Raw genomic sequence first — 18714 nt, 5'->3', positions numbered from 1 at the left:
ATTCTCCCAAGCCTGTCGCGCTGAATTTCGTCGGGTCTAGGTTTTTGTTTTCCAGAAGCACCTTCAAGAAGTTAACCGAACGTTTGGCACTGAGATCCCAGTTGGACGGAAACTCTGCACGGCGAATCGGCACATTGTCCGTATGGCCAGTTACAGTTACTTTTTTCGGGTGAGGCACCAGCATCGCTGCCATTTCAGACGCAAGCTTTCTCGCTTCCGGTTTCAGATCAGCTTTACCGGAGTCAAACAGCGCATTGTCCAAAATGGTGATCAGCAGTCCTTCTTCGGTCAGCTTGGTCTGGAGCTTGTCCTGCAGCTTGTTTTGCTGAATGTATCCGTCCAGCTTTGTCTGCAGCTTTTTCAAGTCCTCTGTTTCTTTGCGGACCGCTTCTTCCAGACGCTTTTCTTCTTCTGTCTTCTGTTTTTCTGCTTCCTGCGCGCCTTTGTGCAAGGTTTGTTGCTGAAGTTCTGGGTCTAGCGGTACCGGGCTTGGGTAGTTCATGACTCCCACACCGCCGTTGATTGCAACGTTGAAGGACCGAACCATTTGGTCGAACTTCTTCGCATCCATCTCGCTAGAGGCGAACAACACAATAAACAAAGCGAGCAGAAGGGTGAGCAAGTCCGCGTATGGAATTAGCCAAGACTCGTCCATATGCTCTTCATGATGAGCATGTCTCTTTGGTCGCTTAGCCATTTACCGCAGCTCCTTCCTCCCTCTTCTCTTCCTTCATTTCTTCTTTCATTTCTGCACGCTCTTGGTATGGAATGTAAACCAGCAGCTTTTGTTCAATCGCAGTCGGGGATACGCCCGCTTGAATGGAAAGCAATCCTTCGACCATGATTTTTTTGATTTCGATTTCTGCCTTTGATTTCCGTTTGAGCTTGGTCGCGAACGGGTGCCATAATACGTAACCCGTGAAAATACCGAGCAAGGTAGCTACGAACGCCGCCGCAATCGATATACCCAATGCATCGATGTCACTCAAGTTACCCAAGGCGGCAATCAGACCGACAACCGCACCCAATACCCCGAGAGTCGGAGCGTAGCTTCCCGCTTGGCTAAAGACGAGTGCCCCTGCCTGATGACGCTCTTCAATGGCGTGAATTTCTTCATTCAGAACATCGCGAACAAAATCTGGTTCCCCACCATCAATGATCATCTTCATGCCGTTACGCAGAAATGGATCTTCAATCTCATCAGAAGTGTTTTCCAGTGCAAGCAATCCTTCGCGACGAGCGATGGAAGCCCAGTTCATAAACTGACCGATCAATTCTTTTTTTTCAGGGAGCTTTTCTTCTTTAAATATTATCTTGAAAAGAGCAGGAATACGTTTGATTTCCGACATAGGAAATGCGTTACAGATAGCAGCAACAGTACCTACGATGATGATCATAAATGCTGCTGGATTCAGTAATGCCATCGGACTCGCATGCTTCAAGATCATCCCGACCACTACTGCAACAATACCCAAAACTATACCTATCAAGGTAGACTTTTCCATCGTGACACTCCCTACTTCCATAATCGAAATCTATCTATATATGGTTTCGGAATTTTTGCCCTCACTTGTGAGGCTTTTTGAAAAAAACCACTCATCCAAAAGACTGAACGAGTCCAATCATGACCAAAAGTCCTAGGATGAACGAAAAAGTCGCGGATCGGGCATGACCATCTCCATGGCTTTCGGGGATGAGCTCCTTGTAAACGATAAACAACATCGCGCCTGCGGCAAAGGAAAGCCCATATGGCACCAGCCCTTGAACCACAGAGGTCAGGTAATAGCCACAGATCCCAGAGACGATTTCGACTGCTCCGGTCATCGTAGCCAAAATAAACGCCTTGAGACGACTGACCCTTTGATTAATCAGGAAGAGAGCGACCAGGAAGCCTTCTGGTGCATTTTGCAGACCGATTGCAAAAGAAATCAGGCCACCCAAGCCGGACTGTTCACTCGAATAGCTCACGCCAACGGACAAGCCCTCTGGAATATTGTGCAAGGTAATCGCGGACAAAATCAGCAGCGATTGCGAGTCCATCGAAATATTGATTCTCGTATGCTCCAGATCGATATGCGGGACGATGCTTTCCAACACCGTAAGCATCAATGTCCCGGTAAGCACTCCCAAACAAACGATAATAAATGGCGCGCTATGAAGTGCCTGTGGGATCAGACTGAATGTCGATGCAGCCACCATAATTCCAGCCGTAAACGCCAGCAATATATCCCGCCATCGATGTGATACCGACTTGAAAAAAAGGATAGGCAAGGCGCCCACTCCAGTAGCCATGGCAGAAAGAAAGCTACCTATCAGTAGTTGTTCCATGTGTGTTCCTCCACGTAATAATGCCGCTCTTCAGATGATACCATTTAGGTTCACAGTAAAGATATCCGGAACAAACGGCCTTCTACTATCATATTTCCCGAATGGATACGGTACGCCTTTTTGTTAGGCCTTTTTTGTTAAGCGGATCACACCTAGTAAATCGATTTTTTGTCTTGTTTTTTCATGATACAGCCACTTTTCCTGAACATGATCCACAAATAAAATTCCGTCTAAATGGTCGATTTCATGCTGCATACAAACAGCAAGGAATCCGTCTGCCGTAAGGATCATTTCCTCACCTTGTCTGTTCAACGTCTTTACCATTACATGCTCGGCCCTCTTTACATTGCCATAGTAACCCGGAAAAGATAAGCAAGCTTCCATTCCGATTTGTTCGCCACTCTTTTCTATGATTTCCGGATTAATGAGCTCAATTAATCCATCTCCGCAATCCATGACAATCACTCTGCGAAGAATGCCTACTTGTGGTGCGGCAAGGCCAGCACGGCCGTCCGCGGCATATAAGGTTTCAGCCATCTCATCCAGTAGCTTGAACGTTTTCGCATTCAGCTCATCCACTGGCTTGGCTACTTTGCGCAAGATCGGGTCTCCAAAAGGCAAAATCTGTTTCACTGCCATCTTTTTATGCTCCCTTCACTCTATTAGGCGGTGTATATGCCCACAGATCATTTGGTGTACACTCCAGAGCTGTACAGAGTGCATCAAGTGTCTCGGCTTTCATTTGCTTGGGTTGACTGGTTAGTAAAGCACTGATGGAGGCTGGAGACAGACTGTAATTTGCTTTCTCTTTCAACAGCCTTGCTAAAGCGGCTCCCGTCCAAACTCCTCTTTCTGCCATTACTTTTCGCAACATCCAGACAAGCATCTTTTCACCCCTCAAAAATTTCGGTATTAACTAATTTTATTAGGCAACACCTAATATACCATATTTTTCATACAGAAATACAAAAACGCCAAAAACTTGGCGTTTTTGACGTTCTACGTTTCCGATCGATATGTTTTTCCCAACTGATCACTCAGACCAAAATAATGGCGGAAGTTGTAAATCAGCGGATTCCATGCTTGAGGATTCACGTGATGAGCACTTTGGACAATCTGTTTGTCTGCATGGACGTGACGCACCTCTGTCTCCACAATCGCAAACATGTCAGCATATTCCGGAAAACGGATTGTGCGGACGACTGCTTCGAGTTGAAGCGGGCATTCTCCCACTCGCTTTGGACGAACGCTATCAGAGTCAACAGGAGTCAACCTGGCTGCCTGAAACTTATCCGCTTCAAAACGGAAGCCCAGTTCTTTTTTATAGGCGGGTACGGGATTGCGGCCTGTTAGCGGAGCCAATGATTCTACTTGCTGCCACATGGAAGCATCCGGCAAATTGATGACACACTCCGGCCGCTGACGCAAATTTTCCAATCCATGCGAGCCAAACCCGAGTCCCAGAATGACATAATTCCCTAACGCCCATGACGATGAAATGGGACTGATATTCGTTGTTCCATCTTCATTTTCAGTCGTCAACAGGACGACGGGAGTTCCGTAATACAAAATCTTCGGTTGGATGATTGTATGGCTAGTCATGAACATAGCCTCCTTTGACTAGAATCACTCTTGCTATGACTCATTCTAGTCGAGGATTATTTCCATCGCGCTCGAAGTATGAATGTATGCTTACCTCCGCATATTAGCGTGCACCTGCTTTTTGTAGGATTTGTACTATCTCGTGATAACCTCGTTCTTTTGCACGATACAGAGGTGTTTTTCCTTCGCTATCCGGGATGTTCACATCAGCGCCGTGGTCGATTAACAGTTGGACCATCTCTTGTTGTTTTTTTCCACCATCGTTCAATACGATCGCTTCCATCAATGCTGTCCAGCCTGGATTGTTCACATGGTTGACGTCTACATCGGTCCGGGTAAGAAGTTCCTTTGCTACTTCCACATACCCATGTTCTCCCGCTGGAATCAAAGGTGTTCCTCCAAAGCGGTTGTAAATCTTCGTATCTGGACCTGCATCGATAACCAGCTTCAAGATTTCTAGGTATCCTTCTGCTCCCGCATACAAGAACGGATTATCTTGCCGGTCGTCCTGAATATTGATGTCAGCTCCTGCTTCAATAAGGACCTTTACGGTTTCCACATGGTTACCGTGTGTAGCCGCCATCGCCGCTGTTCTACCACGATCATCCTGTGTGTTTATCTCAGCCCCTTCTGCCAGGCTCGCCTTGACTTCATCGGTTTTGCCCTCAGCTGCTGCGGAGAGCAGTTTTTTGTTCAGTTCTTTTACTTCTTCTTGAGATAGAGTTGGTTTTTTCCCTGGTTGGGACTGTTGCTGCGGTGGCTGTGGTGTTGCTGGTTGTTGCTGCTGCTGCTGTGCGGTCGTTACAGCCGGAGCTGTTGTGGACGGTTCATCCATGCAGCCAGTCAACAGCACTCCGAATGGGATTGCAGTGAGAATGAGTTTGTACATTTGGCACGTTCCTCCTTCATATGTCATTGAGATATAGGCCTAAGCCCGGTTGCGTACCGAGCTTAGATTGCCTGTTAAGGGTTTCGTTCGTGATTATTTTGTCGTGAAGGTAAGTCCTGCCCATTGCCCTACAGGAGTAACGGAATACAGGGTGTTTGGTTCTAATTTGCCGCCGTTCATAATCTCAAAGATTCCCGTAGCGCCTTTGCGTGTTGTTACCTTGTATTGGGCAACAAGCTCTGTCCCATCTGGTGCTGTAAGTGTGATTTGGCGGAAAGCAAACAGTTCATCACGCGGGTCTGTGCTGAGTCTTACCTCCAGCGTAGTTTCGTTTACTTCTTTTACAGAGCGAATCGTAAGCGGATTGATCGCTTTTGCAGTGAACTTGGCATCTTTAATATCGGCCCAATCAGATGTAACGGTGTATTCTACGCCTGGAATCAGTGTCTCCCCTGCTGGCAAACGGAATTTTGGCTCCTGTCGACCATCTGTGGCTTGTGTAAATGGAACGTACGTTGCTACGATTGGCTCGCCACCCTCTGGCGTGATGTACACTTGTGCCATTCTCAGAGATGAAATGATCTCATAGCTCTTTCCACGGTAGCGATTGTTTTCATCCAATACAAAATCCAGACCATTTCGTTTCCCGACATTAGACGCAATCACATTTTCATAGTCCGTTACGCCAGCGCGCAGGCTTGATTCGATCTCAATCGTATCGTACGCTACCTGACGGGCTTCGACCATGTCCAGCCTATCGCTGTTTGTTTCAAAAGTGCCTGCCTCATCTTCTTTGTATGTCAACGTGTAAGTCATGTCGGAAGCCTGAGGAGTCGTTGGAACCAAGTAGGTCGCGGTTGTCCCTGTTTTTAACTGCGGGATATTGCGAATCGTCAAACCGTTATCAAATTGGAAATTTTCCTGTGCTTGCGCAAGCGCCAGATCTTCTGTTACGAGTGGAGCAGAGAAGGTAACTTCCAATGTGATCGGATTGAGCGACTTGATGCTACGTACTTCTGCATTTTCATCTGGTTGGGCATCCGTTGTAACAGACACGTTTCGCGCCGTAGCCCATTCTCCTACTGGTCTCACCTGATAGGTTACATTTGAATCCAGCTCTTCGCCGTTCATGATTTCAAACGTTCCCGTTGCTCCTTTGCGCGTCGTAAATTTGTATTGGGCAACCAGCTCTGTTCCATCTGGAGCTGTCAACGTGATGCGGCGGAGTGGAAAAATCTCTTCACGTGGATCGCGTCGCAGTGTGACATCGAGTGTTGTTTCACTTGTAGCTTCTACAGCCTGGATGGTAAGTGGATCAATTTCTTTCGCCGTAAAGGTAGCGTCTCGGAAGTCAGCCCAGTCAGCGGAAACCGTATAAGTGACACCCGGGTCAAGCTGCTCTCCCTCTGGCAGACGGAATTTCGGTTCTTGACGACCATCCGTATTCTGGGTGAACGGAACATAAGTAGCGATGATCGGCTCACCGTTTCTTGGTGTCAGAGTTACTTGTGTACCGCGCAAGGAAGAGATGATTTGGTACTCCTTTCCTTTGTAACGGTTGTCCTCATCCAGCTCAAAGTCTAGACCGCCTCGATTGCCTGCGTACGCTTCGATTATATTCCCGTAGTCTGTTACGCGGTCACTCAGGCGCGACTCTAGCTCAATCGTATCATTGTCTACTTGACGTGCCTCTCTCATATTGATTTGTTCTGTGTTGGCTGTGAAAGTGCCTACTTCCTCGCCTTTGTAGCTAAAGGTATACGTCGTTCCTTCCTCTTGCGGGGTAGTAGGTACGATGTAGGTAGATTTGAATCCCGTTTTTAGCTGTGGAACATTTCGAATGGCTAGGTCGTTATCAAATTCGAAGTTTTTCTGTGCGTTGTTGAGTGCCACTTCTTCTGAGCTGAGCGGCTCTGCAAAGGTGATCTCTAGTGTAATGGAATTCAGAGACTTGATGCTCGTCACCTCAACAGCTTCGCTTTCGTCCTGCTTCTCATGAGAGGCTGCTCTCGCTACTGTATCCATGTTCAGAACGTTGAAAGGAACCGCTACCCCTGTTCCAAGCATCGACGCGAGTATAAGTAGTGAGAGGTGCTTTTTCGTTTTCTTCATACGATCATCTCCTTGTCTACGATGGGGGATCAACCCTCTGAAACTATCGTAGTCGGTAGAGATAAACTCCTACTAAACTTGTTCTTAATGAACTATTTCGTAAAGATTAACTTTTTCTAAAAAAATGACAGTGGACAGAAGAAAAAACAAAAACGCCAATCACTTTGGCGTTTTTGCGTTCGTTTGTACAGTATATGCCTACACCTTAAATCGGCGAATCATGTGCTGTAGTTCTTCTGCCATATCGGAAAGAGCTGTCGCTGACGAAGCGATTTCCTCCATAGAAGCGAGCTGCTGCTGTGTAGCAGCGGAAACGTTTTGCGTGCCATCAGCAGTCAAGTCGGAAACTTCGCTGACCAGCTCCATCGCTTGTACGACTTGTTCGGAATGGGCTGATACTTCCTGGGCAGATGCAGACACGTCGTGAATCTTATCGGCTACTGTGCTAATCGAGTTCTGAATTTGACCGAAAGTTTCGCCTGCACGATGAACAACGCGAATTCCTTCCTGCACTTCCCGTGTGCCTGTTTCCATCGATTCGACCGCGACTTTTGTATCTGTCTGGATCGTACTGATCAACTGCGCAATTTTTTGGGCGGACTGTGCCGATTGCTCTGCCAGCTTCCGTACTTCATCTGCAACAACCGCGAATCCACGGCCGTGCTCTCCTGCGCGTGCTGCTTCAATCGCTGCATTGAGGGCGAGCAGATTGGTCTGATCTGCAATGCCTGTAATGACCTCGATGATCTCTCCGATTGCTTGAGAATGATTGCCCAGACCGTCTACCACTGCTGCGAGCTCACGCATGGAGGTGTGAATCGTATTCATTTGTTGAACGGCTGCCTGGATCGACTGGTTCCCTTCTCCTGCCATGTTGGCGACTTCGCTCACCATATTGGATGTTTGCTGTGCGTTATTTGCGATTTGACGAATTCCTCGTGACATATCATCAATGGATTTCACGCCATTGTCTACACTCGCTACCTGGCGATCAACGCCTGCTGCCACTTCTTGAACAGTAACAGCAATCTGTTCAGTGGCCCTGCTCGTCTGATCTGCACTGGCCGTCAATTGCTCAGCCGATGCGGCTACCTGCTCGGAAGTTCCGCCTACCTGACGAATGACCGTAGTTAAACTGCTAGTCATCTCATTGAACGAATTCGCCAGATCCAAAATCTCGTCACGACTTTTGACAACCAATGGTTCCACACGTAAATCACCATCAGCCACTTTCTTCATCTCTTCCATCAAACGCACGATCGGTCGACGGATACTTGACGTCAGTACGACAGCTAGCGTCACACACGCAATGATAGAGATAACCAAGATAATATTCAGGTCCCGCTTGACTGACTCATACAGTTCCGCACTTTCCGTGCCAGCGCGCTGTGCTCCCTCACTGTTATACGTCATCATGGCATCCAAATATTTCTTGCGTTCTAAAAACAATTCACTGCTTTTTTTCTTGATGCGATCCAGCTCGGCCATATCTGCATCGGTAGCTGGCCTTCTGATGTCGACCTTTTTGGCGATTTCCACGTATTGCGGACTGAATTCCTCAAATTTTTTCAGCGCCTGCTTCAATCCTTCAAAATTGTTACGGTCCTCTTCACCGAAAATCGTTTTTTCATAGCTGGTCAATAAACCGTCCATATAGGCAAATTGGTCATCGACTTGCTTTGCATACTTGTTCTTGTCATCCAGGTTCTCTGACGTAAGCATGGTTTGCGTAACTCCGTAAACGGTTTCCAGTGTCATATTGATCTTCAAAATATCTTCCAGACCTGGGCGCCAATTCGTATTCATTTCCACCATCTTCTGATTCATCTGGTCCATCTTGACAATGGTCGTGATCCCCATAAACAGCATGATGACTAGGATCAGCGCGTACGCACTACCCAATTTTTTTCCGATCGTCCATTTCATTTCGTAAACACCACTTTTCTTGACGTATGATGATAGCGTAATCTCCTTTTCCCTCCCAACTGATGGAATAAACCTTATTGCGCACAAAAAAATGGATCTTTACACAAAAAATTAAAATCCACAATTCAGAAAACTCCTGTAAGATAGATGAAAATAAAGCGGAATGGAGGACTGATGATGAAAAACTACGACGTCATTATTATTGGAGCAGGATCGATGGGAATGGCAGCAGGCTACTATCTGGCGAAGCAGGGTGTGCGTACACTCATGATCGATGCCTTTGATCCCCCACACACGATGGGCAGCCATCATGGGGATACCCGTATCATTCGCCATGCGTATGGAGAAGGAAAACAGTACGTCCCGCTTGCGTTGCGAGCGCAACAGTTGTGGTCAGAATTAGAACAAGCATCCGGCATGCCGATCTTCGCCAAAACAGGTGTTTTGAACGCTGGACCCTTGAATTGTACTTTCCTGAATGAAATTCGGGAGAGCGCCGAGCAGTACTCCCTGCCGTTGGAAGTACTCAGTGCCGATGAGGTCATGCACCGCTGGCCAGGAATCAATCTGCCTGCTGATTACTACGGTTGCCTGGAGCCTACCTCAGGTGTGCTTTATTCTGAAAATGGCATTCGCGCCTATCGAGAGCTCGCCCTTGCCTCAGGAGCTACGTTGTTGACGAACACGCCAGTCACGCAGTTGGAGCCAGCAGGAAATGGTTTCATCGTGCATACGGAATCTGCCAGCTACCACGGCGATAAAGTCCTACTATCCGCCGGTGCTTGGAATGGCTCTCTCCTTGACTCATTGGGCTTGTCCATCCCGCTCACCCCTACACGCAAAACGGTCGCCTGGTTCGGTGCTGATGAGAGCCAGTACAGTGCGGATGGCTTTCCCGCTTTCATCTTTCGCCTTCATGACTCCATGTTCTACGGATTTCCCAGCTTTGATGGCACTGGTATAAAAATTGGACGCCATGACGGAGGATTAGCCATAGATCCCGACAAACTGGAACGTACCTTTGGCACCTATTTATCAGACGAAGGCGATGTTCGCTCTTTTTTGGAAGCGTATATGCCTGGGGCAGCCGGAGCATTGCGACAAGGCAAGGTATGCATCTACACCATGACACCGGATGAGCATTTCGTCATTGACCGTCATCCTGAACATCCACAGCTTGTATTTGCAGCAGGCTTTTCCGGGCACGGTTTTAAATTCGCCAGTGCGATCGGGGAAGCGACCAGCCAACTGCTGGTAGAGGGAGCATCCTCCCTTGACCTGTCTATGTTTTCTTGGAAGCGATTCCCCTGTCCATCATGATTGAAAAAAGCCTCTCGCCGTATTTATGGCAGGAGGCTTTTGTTCGTTTTACCACTCCCAAGACAAAGAACCGATCTGCGCTGTAATACGACTGCTGGCTTGTATGGGATGGCCGGAAACTCGCATGACAGAACGACCGTTGTCATAGGGAAACAGGTAGGCGAAACCAGGCCGAGTCGCCTGATTGACCCGATAGGCAGACCTCATTGCTCCCTCTCTTCGTTGTTCATTCAAAAAAGCTACCATCTCATTCGCTCGTTTGATCCCCGCACCATGCCCGTAATACAAGCCATTGCCGAGAACTACTGCATTTTCCCCTTGCCACTGCGGTGTCGCGCGATCGTAATCAGGATTGGCAAAATAAATCACATCACCAGGCAAGAAGGTATTTGTCCTTATTGTTTGCAAGTCCAGATCCTGATCGTACCGCCAGTCATATAGCAAGATGTCCGAAAACATTCTCTCAAAATCGGGTAAACGAATGGACTGTAGGACTGCATGATAAATAATAATGACCATCGCCGTAGCGCACTCCGTGGCGTATTTTTGGCCCTCACGAAAAATATTGATAATCCCGCTGGATGGCAGCACTCCCGGCCGCAAGCGGAATCCGCCCTGGTCTGTTCGAATCCAGTATGCTGGATTGGCACGAGATTCTTCAAAAGTAGAAAAGGCTAGGCCGCTTTCGTTCAGTGCCAAGGCAGACCTCACCAGATGATCGCGCATTTTCAGTTCAAATTGCAGGAGCTCAGGAGTCGGATATTCAAATGTTTCATCACTACGTGCCATAATCGCTACTGTTTCACGCTGTACCGGATTTAATCCCCATTCCGCTGCCAACGAGGCGGGATTAGCTGGTCTCCCCGCTATGACGATCATATACAACCTCCCCTTCACACACTGTCCTTCTTATTTGTATGCGAATGCCCATGTCCACGTGATCGACTAAGAAAAAGCATCAGATAAGCACGGAACATAGTGGAGGAGAAGAAAAAGCACAGTTCTCTTCGACTCTGACACGCCAGCAGGGGGGAATCACTGGTCGTCTCCACTACAAAAAGGGGACCGTCGAGCCAAAGCCACCCTACGGGTGGAAGATTCTCAGGGGAGAAGTGTTCGACAAGCGTGGTCTCCTTTTTGTAGTTCCGACTGGGTAGGCGTTGTCAAGGTCTACGAGCCCTGTGCTTTTTCTTCTTACTAGCCTTGTCTCTATTACTATCAATTTTTTCTGATACAATGACTTCATCCTATAAGAAAGGTTGGTATGGGTAGTAATGAAGAATGAAAGTCAACCTTACACGGATTTTGGAGAAATGTACCGAGATATTGATTTCGCAGCAGAAGCTTACTACAACGAGTTTTTTCATGCCTACAAGACGGATGGGCGATTCCCCGAAGTATATACGCTCGAGCAAACGAAAAGAGCTTCTAGTGCCATCCAACTTCTTCAACTCTTGGAATGGGAATGGAATCCCGTTCGTTTACTGGCATTACTATCGACAGTAGGTGCTGCCCTAGGAATCGGACGCCCTATACCTGTTTTGGATTTTTGTACAATGATTGAAGGTGCAGCGCTAATAGGTTCTCCATATTTAGACTACTATACTAAAAAGAAAGACATTCTTATAGCTACGTTGGAGATGTTTGCAAATGAGGAACCATAGAAGTTAAAAAGCACGTTATACCGTTAAACCCCGCCTCGACTCTGATAGAGCTTGTGGCGGGGTTTGGCAATTGCAGAGTGCCTAATTTGCACTCTGGTAAATTTATTTTTTATAAATGCCTATTTACTAAAAAATCCCTCGCCTGTTTGAGCAGACGAGGGATCCCTTTTTAGCCTTGTGCTTGTTTGACTGTATGTGGTGTCAGGGTCGAGACGTGCTTTAAGCGTGAGAACATATAGCAGCCCACAATGACGATTACACTGCCGAGCAATTGGATGAGGGTCATACGCTCCCCGAGTAAAAGAAAGGCGAGAATGGCCGTAAAAATAGGATTGAAATTGAGGAACATACCTGCTGAGGTTGCGCCAACCTTTTGTACACCGATATTCCACAACACCATGCTGACGACAGTTGCCATTACACCAACGTAGAACAGCGACAGCCAGAACGTCCAGTCTGTGTTGCTAATCGTAAATGTGGTGACATTAAAGGGCAGCATCAGCGCAACACCGAAAATTCCCGAGTACAGTGTGGACATCATCGGCGAGACTGTCTTCATCGCCCAACGCGCACATACGGAGTAAATCCCCCACATGGCGACAGCGGCGAGCATCCACAAATCCCCTGTGTTGAAGTGCAACTGGGACAAGTGTGCGAAGTCTCCTTTGGTCATCACCACAAGCACGCCTGTAAACGAGACAAGCATCGCGACAATCTGCAACGGTCGAATTTTATCGCCCATCAGCAAAAAGGAAAAAATCGCGATCGAAACCGGATTCAGCGTGGACAATAGACCGACATTGGTCGCGTCTGTCCGCTCAAGTGCCCAGAACATGAATAAATTAAAAAGTGCTACGCCGGTCACTCCCATTACGATCAAAGGAAGAAGTGCCTCTCGCGTTGGAAAAATCCGCTTTTCGCGTATCCAAACAACCGGCAACAAGCAAACAACAGCAATGAGCCAGCGCAAATTGGTCAGCGTCAAGGAAGACGCGTGCCCGACAAGAAATTTACCGACAACAAAATTTCCTCCCCAAAGGAAGCTGGTACAGAGTAATAGGACGATATACAGCGGTCTCATGATGCCTCCTGCCATGTTGAAAGAGTGTGGAGCTTTTATTTGCCCTCTATCATACACCTTTCGCCAGCATTTGGGCGGTCATGTTGCACTTTCGTGAAATAAAAAAAGGGCTATCTAACAGCCCCTTCCTTCACACAGCCAGCCACGACATGATCACCGGCAACAAGGTAAACGCCCATACCACCGTAATCATCGCTCCGGCGATCACAGCCAAAGTCGCACTGCTTCCTTCTGTTTCCCCACGCTCAAACGCTTTTACCATCCCCAACGCATGTGCGCCCATTCCGTACATCAAGCCGATGGAAACAGGATGACGGAGCCTCATTCTCTTGATGATTTTGGGAGCCAAAAAAACGCCTGCGAAGCTGGTCAGCATGCCGAATACTGCCGTCATCGTAGGCATTCCGCCAATCGCCTCGGTTACGCTCACCGCAATCGGCAGGGTAATCGAGCGAGGAATGACGCTAATCGCCGCTTCTTTTCCCAATCCGACGAGCATCGTCGTGGAGACACCTGCAATGATGGCAATGAGGGAACCCGTAGCAAGACTCGTCAAAATCATCCGGCGATGCGCCATTAACACCGACCAATTTCGGTACAGCGGAATCGCAAACGCCACTGTGACTACGCTCATCAACTCACTAATGAGCGAGGTCGCTTCACTGTATACCTGATAAGGAATGCCTGTGATAAGTAAAAACACAATCAATCCGATCGGCGCCAATAAGGCCGGAGAAAACAGCAGAGACGGTCTTTTCTTGTTAAATCGTTTTGCTGCATAGAAGAAAATGAGTGTCAGGAGCACGCTAGACGTTTTCCACAGGATCATGCTGTTTCACCTCTCCACGATTGAACATGCGCTCAGCAACAACACCTGTCGAAATCATCACTAGTGCACAACCGCTTACGACGACCACAAGCACCAGCAATCCTTTTATACCTAATAACCATGGATACTGCATCATCCCGACCAACGATGGTACGAAAAACAGGATCATTTGCGAGAATAACAGAGTCGCTCCTGCTTCCACCCACTGTAGACGAATCAAGCCAGTATATAGACAAATGAACAAAAGCGCGAGTCCGATCAGACTGCCGGGAACAGGAAGGTGAAAAAACGAGCTCACCCATTTCCCAAGCCAGGTGAAGCCGAACAATAGCAAAACTTGTGCGATGATGGAAAACCATCTTTTCATCGAGACCACCCCAGTTGCTTTACAAAGGTTGTTCAAAAAGTCACCTTTTGAACGAGTTACCTTTATTCTAAGCCGTCTCGATTCCATTCGTACAATACATAAAAATCATCATTTCTATTCCATTTGGTTATGACTGTACATTTTCTCTACAAACGATATGAAAGCCTTTGTCGCATGCGATAAGTACCCTTCTTTTCGATAAATCAAGGCATACTGCCAGTCAATCACCGGGTAGGAAATGTTGACGGTGTGCAATTGTCCGTTATTCAAGCGTCTCACAATGGAGCGTGGAATGAGTGATATTCCCAGTTGGGTAGCCACCATCTCTCCGACAAAATCCCATAAAGAGCTCATGTAAGCGACTTTCGGTTCAAAGCCGGACAGCTTGCACGCTTGGCGCACCACATCATGCATCGCGTACTCTTCCGTAAACAAAATGAAAGCCTCGTCCTTGAGCTGTTCCAAGCTCACCTCATCGACTCCTGCGAGCCAATGCTCCCGATGAACGATTGCGACCAGATCCTCTGCGAGCAAGGGAACCGCCACAAATTTTTCCTGATCCGCTGGAAGAACGGTTAATGCCACATCGATGCTTCCTTGCTCCATTTGAATTTCAAGCAGCTTAGCGCTGAATTCCTTCATCTCGATATCGATGCCTGGATACTGCTTTTTAAACAAGGCGATCACATTCGGCAAGAGAAAAGAACCCACCGTTGGCATCATGCCCAGTTTGACCCGCCCCCGCTCGACATTTCGCAATTCTGCAATCGACGACGACATGCCTTCCATCAGCTGCAACACTTTGGTCGCATAGCTGTAGACCATTTCCCCTGCGTCTGTCAGATCCATTTTCCGCTCCGTCCGATCCAGCAGAACTACCTCTAGCTCTTCTTCCAATGCCTTGATCATTTTGCTGATAGAAGGCTGGGAGACGTGGAGGGATTGTGCGGCCTTCGTAAAGTTTTTATGTTTGACTACTTCCACAAAGTAATGCAGCTGTCGAATATCCATGATGCCCTCCGTCTTCGTCCAATCAAAAGCGTTAGCTACAGATTACCACAGGCGAGAGTATGCGAAAAAGCCAGGTACGCAGTCGCGCCCTGGCTTTTCCTCCAGCGTGAGTTATTTCACCGTTACTTGTATTTTTACGACTTTTCCATTGTACGTAGCCGCAATCGTTGCACGCCCTGCTTTCACAGCCGTGATCTTGCCATCCGCTACAGTCACAACGGAACTGTTCGTGGAGATCCAGTCTGCATCGACTGTGACATCGACCTTTGTTTTGTCGGTATAGATAGCAGATACCTTCAAGTCTTTTGATTCGCCGACTTTGAGAGCGACCTTTTTCGTGTCAAATTCCAGCTTGGAGATGACAGCAGACTCTACAGGGATCGAGATCGTCTTTCCACCGTAAGTTGCTTTGATTCTCGTTTTGCCAGAGCCTACAGTTGTCACGACTCCGTTTTCAACTGTGGCGACTTTTGCATCGTCGGATGTCCACTTGGCTTTGCTTGTTACATCGACTTTTTCTTTGGTAGACAAGGTAGCCAGCAGCGTAACCGACTGGGTAGTGTCTGGACGCAGATACAGCTTTTTCTTATCACTGTCCAGCTTGGAGACGACATCCACCTCTACTGGAATGGATACGCTTTTTCCACCGTACTTCACTTTGAGCTTCGCTGTGCCCGAGCCTACTGCCGTCACCAAACCATTCGTTACCGTTACGATTTCCTTATCATCGCTTTCCCACTCTGCATTGGCAGTTACATCAGTGGTTGACTTGTCAGAGAAGGTTGCTTTTGCGTTTACCTGCTTCGTGCCTCCCACGCTGAGAGCCAGTTTCTTCTGGTCAGCAGTGAGCTTGGAAATCACATCGATCTCAACAGGGACATTCACACTTTTGCCCCCGAAGCTTGCTTTCACTCTTGTTTTACCGGAACTAACAGCGGTTACCAAGCCTTTTTCAACACTTGCGATGTCACTGTCAGAGGAAGTCCACTCTGCTTGCTGTGTGACGTCTTCCGTTGTTTTATCCGTGTATTGCACGCGGACGTTCAATTGCTGCGTCCCCGCTTTTTTCAATTTTACTGTCTTTGTATCAACCACAAGCTTGGAAATCTTCTTCTGCGTACTTGTCGTCGCAGAATTTGCCAATGCCGGTACTTGGCCGACACTGGAAAAGATCAGCCCAACGGTAACAGCCGTAGCGAGCATACCTTTTTGCCAGTTTCTCATGCTCACATCCCTCTCCTCTCTAATTTTCCACCATTTTCTATATCGGCTAAACAACTATACTTGTTGAATACAAAATGGCAAAGAAAGTCATGATTCTTCTGCCCATGTCCCTGCCAAAGGAGCAAAGTGCTGCATCGCCAAAGCTCCTGCTCCCATCACGATTGCCTCCCCCTTCAATTCGGAAGGAATTACCCGAAATTTCCCCTTGAATGGCTCCCAGATCACTTGATCGCTATGCTCCTCGACCAAGTCAATGATTTCGCGATAATTCTCCACCAAATCACCGCTTACAATCACGGTATCTGGATTGTACATGCATACAATATTGTTAATCGTGATTCCGAGGTACAACGCAGTACGAGAGACGATTTCCTTCGCCCAGCGCTCTTCGTTTCTCGCTGCCGTGAACACCTGACGTACATCACTGACATCCTTCACCCGACGCGCTTCTATGATCAAAGAGTTTTCGTCTATGTATGTTTGCAGGCATCCGCGCTTTCCACATTCGCACAGATTCCCATTCGGATCGAGCGTCGTATGCCCCAGCTCTCCTGCGCTATTGGAGCCCCCGCGAAACACTTCGCCATTGATAATCAACGCAGAACCGATCCCCGTGCCAATGCCAATCAAGGCTGTCTTGTTCGAGCCCTTGGCAGATCCGTACAAGTACTCCGAGAGGATTTTCACCTTCAAATCGTTGTCGATAACGGTTTTGATTTTCAACCTTTTTTCAATCAGGCTGGCGAACGCTACGTCCTTCCAGTCCAACGTAGTGGAAAGCTGGACAATCCCTCGCTCATAATTGATCACCCCTGGCATCCCAATGCCGATCCCGACCACTTTTTCTAGCGGAATGCCTGTCTGATTGAGTATCCCTTCGATCTCATTACAAATCAGTTCAGCCGTCTCTTCCGGTGTAGAATCCTGTGTTTTATGATCCATACGGTGCTGTGCAATAATCGCTTCGCTAAAGTCCATGATCCCAAAGCTGATGCGCTTTTTTGCCATATCCACGCCGATTGTATAAATGGCCCCCGGCTCAATGTCGAGCATGATTGCCTTCCTGCCCACACCTGATGAGGTTAGCTCTGTCTCTCGAATCAGTCCTTCTTCACACAGCTCACTGACAAATCTGCCAATCGAGGTGGCGCTCATCCGTGTAATTTTGGCGATTTCTGCACGCGATATCGGTCTCTGCTTTTTGATAATGTCGAGGATCATTTGCTTGTTATGTTGCTTAGTCACGTCCTGATCTTGCTTCATGATTTTTTTCATCATACAAAACTCCCATCTTGCTTGAATTCCCGGTAGTATTCCTGCGCGATTATTCTCACACTACCTGTCGCCATTTATTACGTCAACTGGGCCAAACAAAAACCATCCGAATCACCTCGGATGGTTTCTACGTTGCTATTACTTGTTGTTGTTCAAATCATACGGTGTCTCTTGGTAAACGTAATAGTTTAACCAGTTGGAAAACATCAAATTCGCATGTGCGCGCCAGGTGACGATGGGCTCGCGGCTTGGATCGTCCTTTGGATAGTAATTACGCGGAACAGCAATGTCCAAGCCTTTGTTCACATCTCGCTGATACTCATCTTGCAGGGTGGTCGGATCATACTCGGAATGTCCTGTCACGAAAATTTGTCTGCCATCCCTCGTCGCTACGATGTAAACCCCTGCTTCATCAGACTCGGACAAAATCTCCAGCTCTGACACTTGCTCGATGTCTTCCCTGCGATTTTCGGTATGCCTGGAATGCGGAATGTGGAAGTAGTTATCAAATCCGCGGAACAACTTCACCTTTTGCTTATTGAGTGTATGAGGGAAGATTCCGAACACTTTTTCTGGCAAAGGATGCTTCGGAACGCCGAAGTGATGGTAAAGACCCGCTTGTGCTCCCCAACAAATATGCAAGGTCGAAGTGACGTTCTCCATTTTCCAATCGAGGATTTTAGTCAGCTCCTGCCAATACGTGACGTCTGTGAACTCGAGCTGTTCCACTGGCGCTCCGGTGATGATCATGCCATCAAATCGCTGGTCACAGATCTCCTCAAACGTTTTATAAAACATCGACAAATGTTCTTCCGACGTATTTTTGGAAGTATGACTGGACATGTGCAAAAGCACGATTTCCACCTGTAGCGGCGTATTCCCCAGGAGGCGGAGCAACTGTGTTTCCGTTGTTTCCTTCACTGGCATGAGGTTGAGAATGACGATCCTGAGCGGTCGTATGTCCTGTGTGAAGGCACGGCTATCCTTCATCACAAAAATATTTTCTTTGGCGAGTATTTCCGTTGCAGGCAATTCGTCGGGCAATTTGATTGGCATAAAGATCCCCCTTTCCATCCTTTGAACACA

The 18714-nt window shown here is 47.7% G+C and carries 19 protein-coding genes; 2 read left to right on the top strand and 17 right to left on the bottom strand.

Going from position 1 to position 18714, the window contains the following annotated elements:
- The 9 genes from PMI05_RS12915 to PMI05_RS12875 form a co-directional block, all read right to left on the bottom strand.
- Window positions 1-697: flagellar motor protein MotB (locus PMI05_RS12915; protein WP_007722007.1), on the bottom strand; the 697-nt coding region annotated here is incomplete at its 3' end.
- The gene (gene motA, locus PMI05_RS12910; RefSeq protein ID WP_007722005.1) at window positions 690-1505 is read right to left on the bottom strand and encodes a flagellar motor stator protein MotA; all 816 of its coding nucleotides are present in this window, start codon (window positions 1503-1505) and stop codon (window positions 690-692) included. The genes motA and PMI05_RS12915, both read right to left, overlap by 8 nt.
- Window positions 1506-1596: 91 nt before the next feature.
- Window positions 1597-2328, bottom strand: coding sequence for a ZIP family metal transporter (locus PMI05_RS12905; RefSeq protein WP_007722004.1), 732 nt, complete (start codon window positions 2326-2328; stop codon window positions 1597-1599).
- Window positions 2329-2451: 123 nt separating this feature from the next.
- On the bottom strand, window positions 2452-2967 hold the full coding sequence (def, locus tag PMI05_RS12900) for a peptide deformylase (RefSeq protein ID WP_007722002.1): 516 nt from the start codon (window positions 2965-2967) through the stop codon (window positions 2452-2454).
- A 4-nt stretch (window positions 2968-2971) separates the two neighbouring features.
- Window positions 2972-3214, bottom strand: coding sequence for a helix-turn-helix transcriptional regulator (locus PMI05_RS12895; RefSeq protein ID WP_007722000.1), 243 nt, complete (start codon window positions 3212-3214; stop codon window positions 2972-2974).
- A gap of 113 nt (window positions 3215-3327) precedes the next feature.
- Entirely contained in the window at window positions 3328-3930 is a 603-nt protein-coding gene (locus PMI05_RS12890; RefSeq protein ID WP_007721998.1) for a flavin reductase family protein, read from the bottom strand.
- 103 nt (window positions 3931-4033) lie between these two features.
- Window positions 4034-4819, bottom strand: coding sequence for an ankyrin repeat domain-containing protein (locus PMI05_RS12885; RefSeq protein WP_007721995.1), 786 nt, complete (start codon window positions 4817-4819; stop codon window positions 4034-4036).
- Between the two features lie 93 nt (window positions 4820-4912).
- Window positions 4913-6931, bottom strand: coding sequence for a hypothetical protein (locus PMI05_RS12880; protein ID WP_007721993.1), 2019 nt, complete (start codon window positions 6929-6931; stop codon window positions 4913-4915).
- A gap of 198 nt (window positions 6932-7129) precedes the next feature.
- The gene (locus tag PMI05_RS12875) at window positions 7130-8857 is read right to left on the bottom strand and encodes a methyl-accepting chemotaxis protein (RefSeq protein ID WP_007721991.1); all 1728 of its coding nucleotides are present in this window, start codon (window positions 8855-8857) and stop codon (window positions 7130-7132) included.
- A 177-nt stretch (window positions 8858-9034) separates the two neighbouring features.
- On the opposite strand from PMI05_RS12875, the gene solA reads away from it, so the two are divergent.
- Window positions 9035-10177: an N-methyl-L-tryptophan oxidase gene (gene solA, locus PMI05_RS12870; RefSeq protein WP_007721990.1), complete on the top strand. Its 1143-nt coding sequence runs from the start codon at window positions 9035-9037 to the stop codon at window positions 10175-10177.
- Between the two features lie 48 nt (window positions 10178-10225).
- On the opposite strand, the gene PMI05_RS12865 is transcribed toward solA, so the two are convergent.
- Entirely contained in the window at window positions 10226-11056 is an 831-nt protein-coding gene (locus PMI05_RS12865) for a protein-glutamine gamma-glutamyltransferase (RefSeq protein ID WP_007721988.1), read from the bottom strand.
- Window positions 11057-11451: 395 nt separating this feature from the next.
- On the opposite strand from PMI05_RS12865, the gene PMI05_RS12860 reads away from it, so the two are divergent.
- Complete coding sequence (locus PMI05_RS12860) at window positions 11452-11841, top strand: hypothetical protein (protein WP_039960700.1); 390 nt, start codon at window positions 11452-11454, stop codon at window positions 11839-11841.
- 169 nt (window positions 11842-12010) lie between these two features.
- Here the strand turns inward: PMI05_RS12860 and PMI05_RS12855 are convergent, their stop codons facing one another.
- The 7 genes from PMI05_RS12855 to metA all read right to left on the bottom strand — a co-directional run bounded on the left by PMI05_RS12855 (window position 12011) and on the right by metA (window position 18684).
- Window positions 12011-12922 carry a DMT family transporter gene (locus PMI05_RS12855; RefSeq protein ID WP_007721984.1) on the bottom strand — a complete coding sequence of 304 codons (912 nt, stop codon included), beginning with the start codon at window positions 12920-12922 and terminating at the stop codon, window positions 12011-12013.
- A gap of 130 nt (window positions 12923-13052) precedes the next feature.
- Window positions 13053-13751 (bottom strand): LrgB family protein, encoded by a 699-nt coding sequence (locus PMI05_RS12850; RefSeq protein ID WP_007721981.1) that lies wholly within the window; start codon window positions 13749-13751, stop codon window positions 13053-13055.
- Complete coding sequence (locus PMI05_RS12845) at window positions 13729-14118, bottom strand: CidA/LrgA family protein (protein ID WP_007721979.1); 390 nt, start codon at window positions 14116-14118, stop codon at window positions 13729-13731. The genes PMI05_RS12850 and PMI05_RS12845 overlap by 23 nt, the downstream gene beginning before the upstream one ends.
- A gap of 114 nt (window positions 14119-14232) precedes the next feature.
- A complete protein-coding gene (locus PMI05_RS12840) occupies window positions 14233-15129 on the bottom strand; it encodes a LysR family transcriptional regulator (RefSeq protein WP_007721976.1) in 897 nt (298 codons plus the stop codon).
- A 111-nt stretch (window positions 15130-15240) separates the two neighbouring features.
- Window positions 15241-16353, bottom strand: coding sequence for an Ig-like domain-containing protein (locus PMI05_RS12835; protein ID WP_007721964.1), 1113 nt, complete (start codon window positions 16351-16353; stop codon window positions 15241-15243).
- Window positions 16354-16440: 87 nt separating this feature from the next.
- Window positions 16441-17631, bottom strand: coding sequence for an ROK family transcriptional regulator (locus PMI05_RS12830; protein WP_007721962.1), 1191 nt, complete (start codon window positions 17629-17631; stop codon window positions 16441-16443).
- A 135-nt stretch (window positions 17632-17766) separates the two neighbouring features.
- Window positions 17767-18684 carry a homoserine O-succinyltransferase gene (gene metA / locus PMI05_RS12825; protein ID WP_007721953.1) on the bottom strand — a complete coding sequence of 306 codons (918 nt, stop codon included), beginning with the start codon at window positions 18682-18684 and terminating at the stop codon, window positions 17767-17769.
- Window positions 18685-18714: the final 30 nt, after the last annotated feature.

The sequence above is a fragment of the Brevibacillus sp. BC25 genome (genome assembly GCF_000282075.1).
GTDB lineage: Bacteria > Bacillota > Bacilli > Brevibacillales > Brevibacillaceae > Brevibacillus.
Note: the sequence above shows the minus strand (reverse complement) of the source record. Positions and strands in the feature narration are given on the sequence as shown.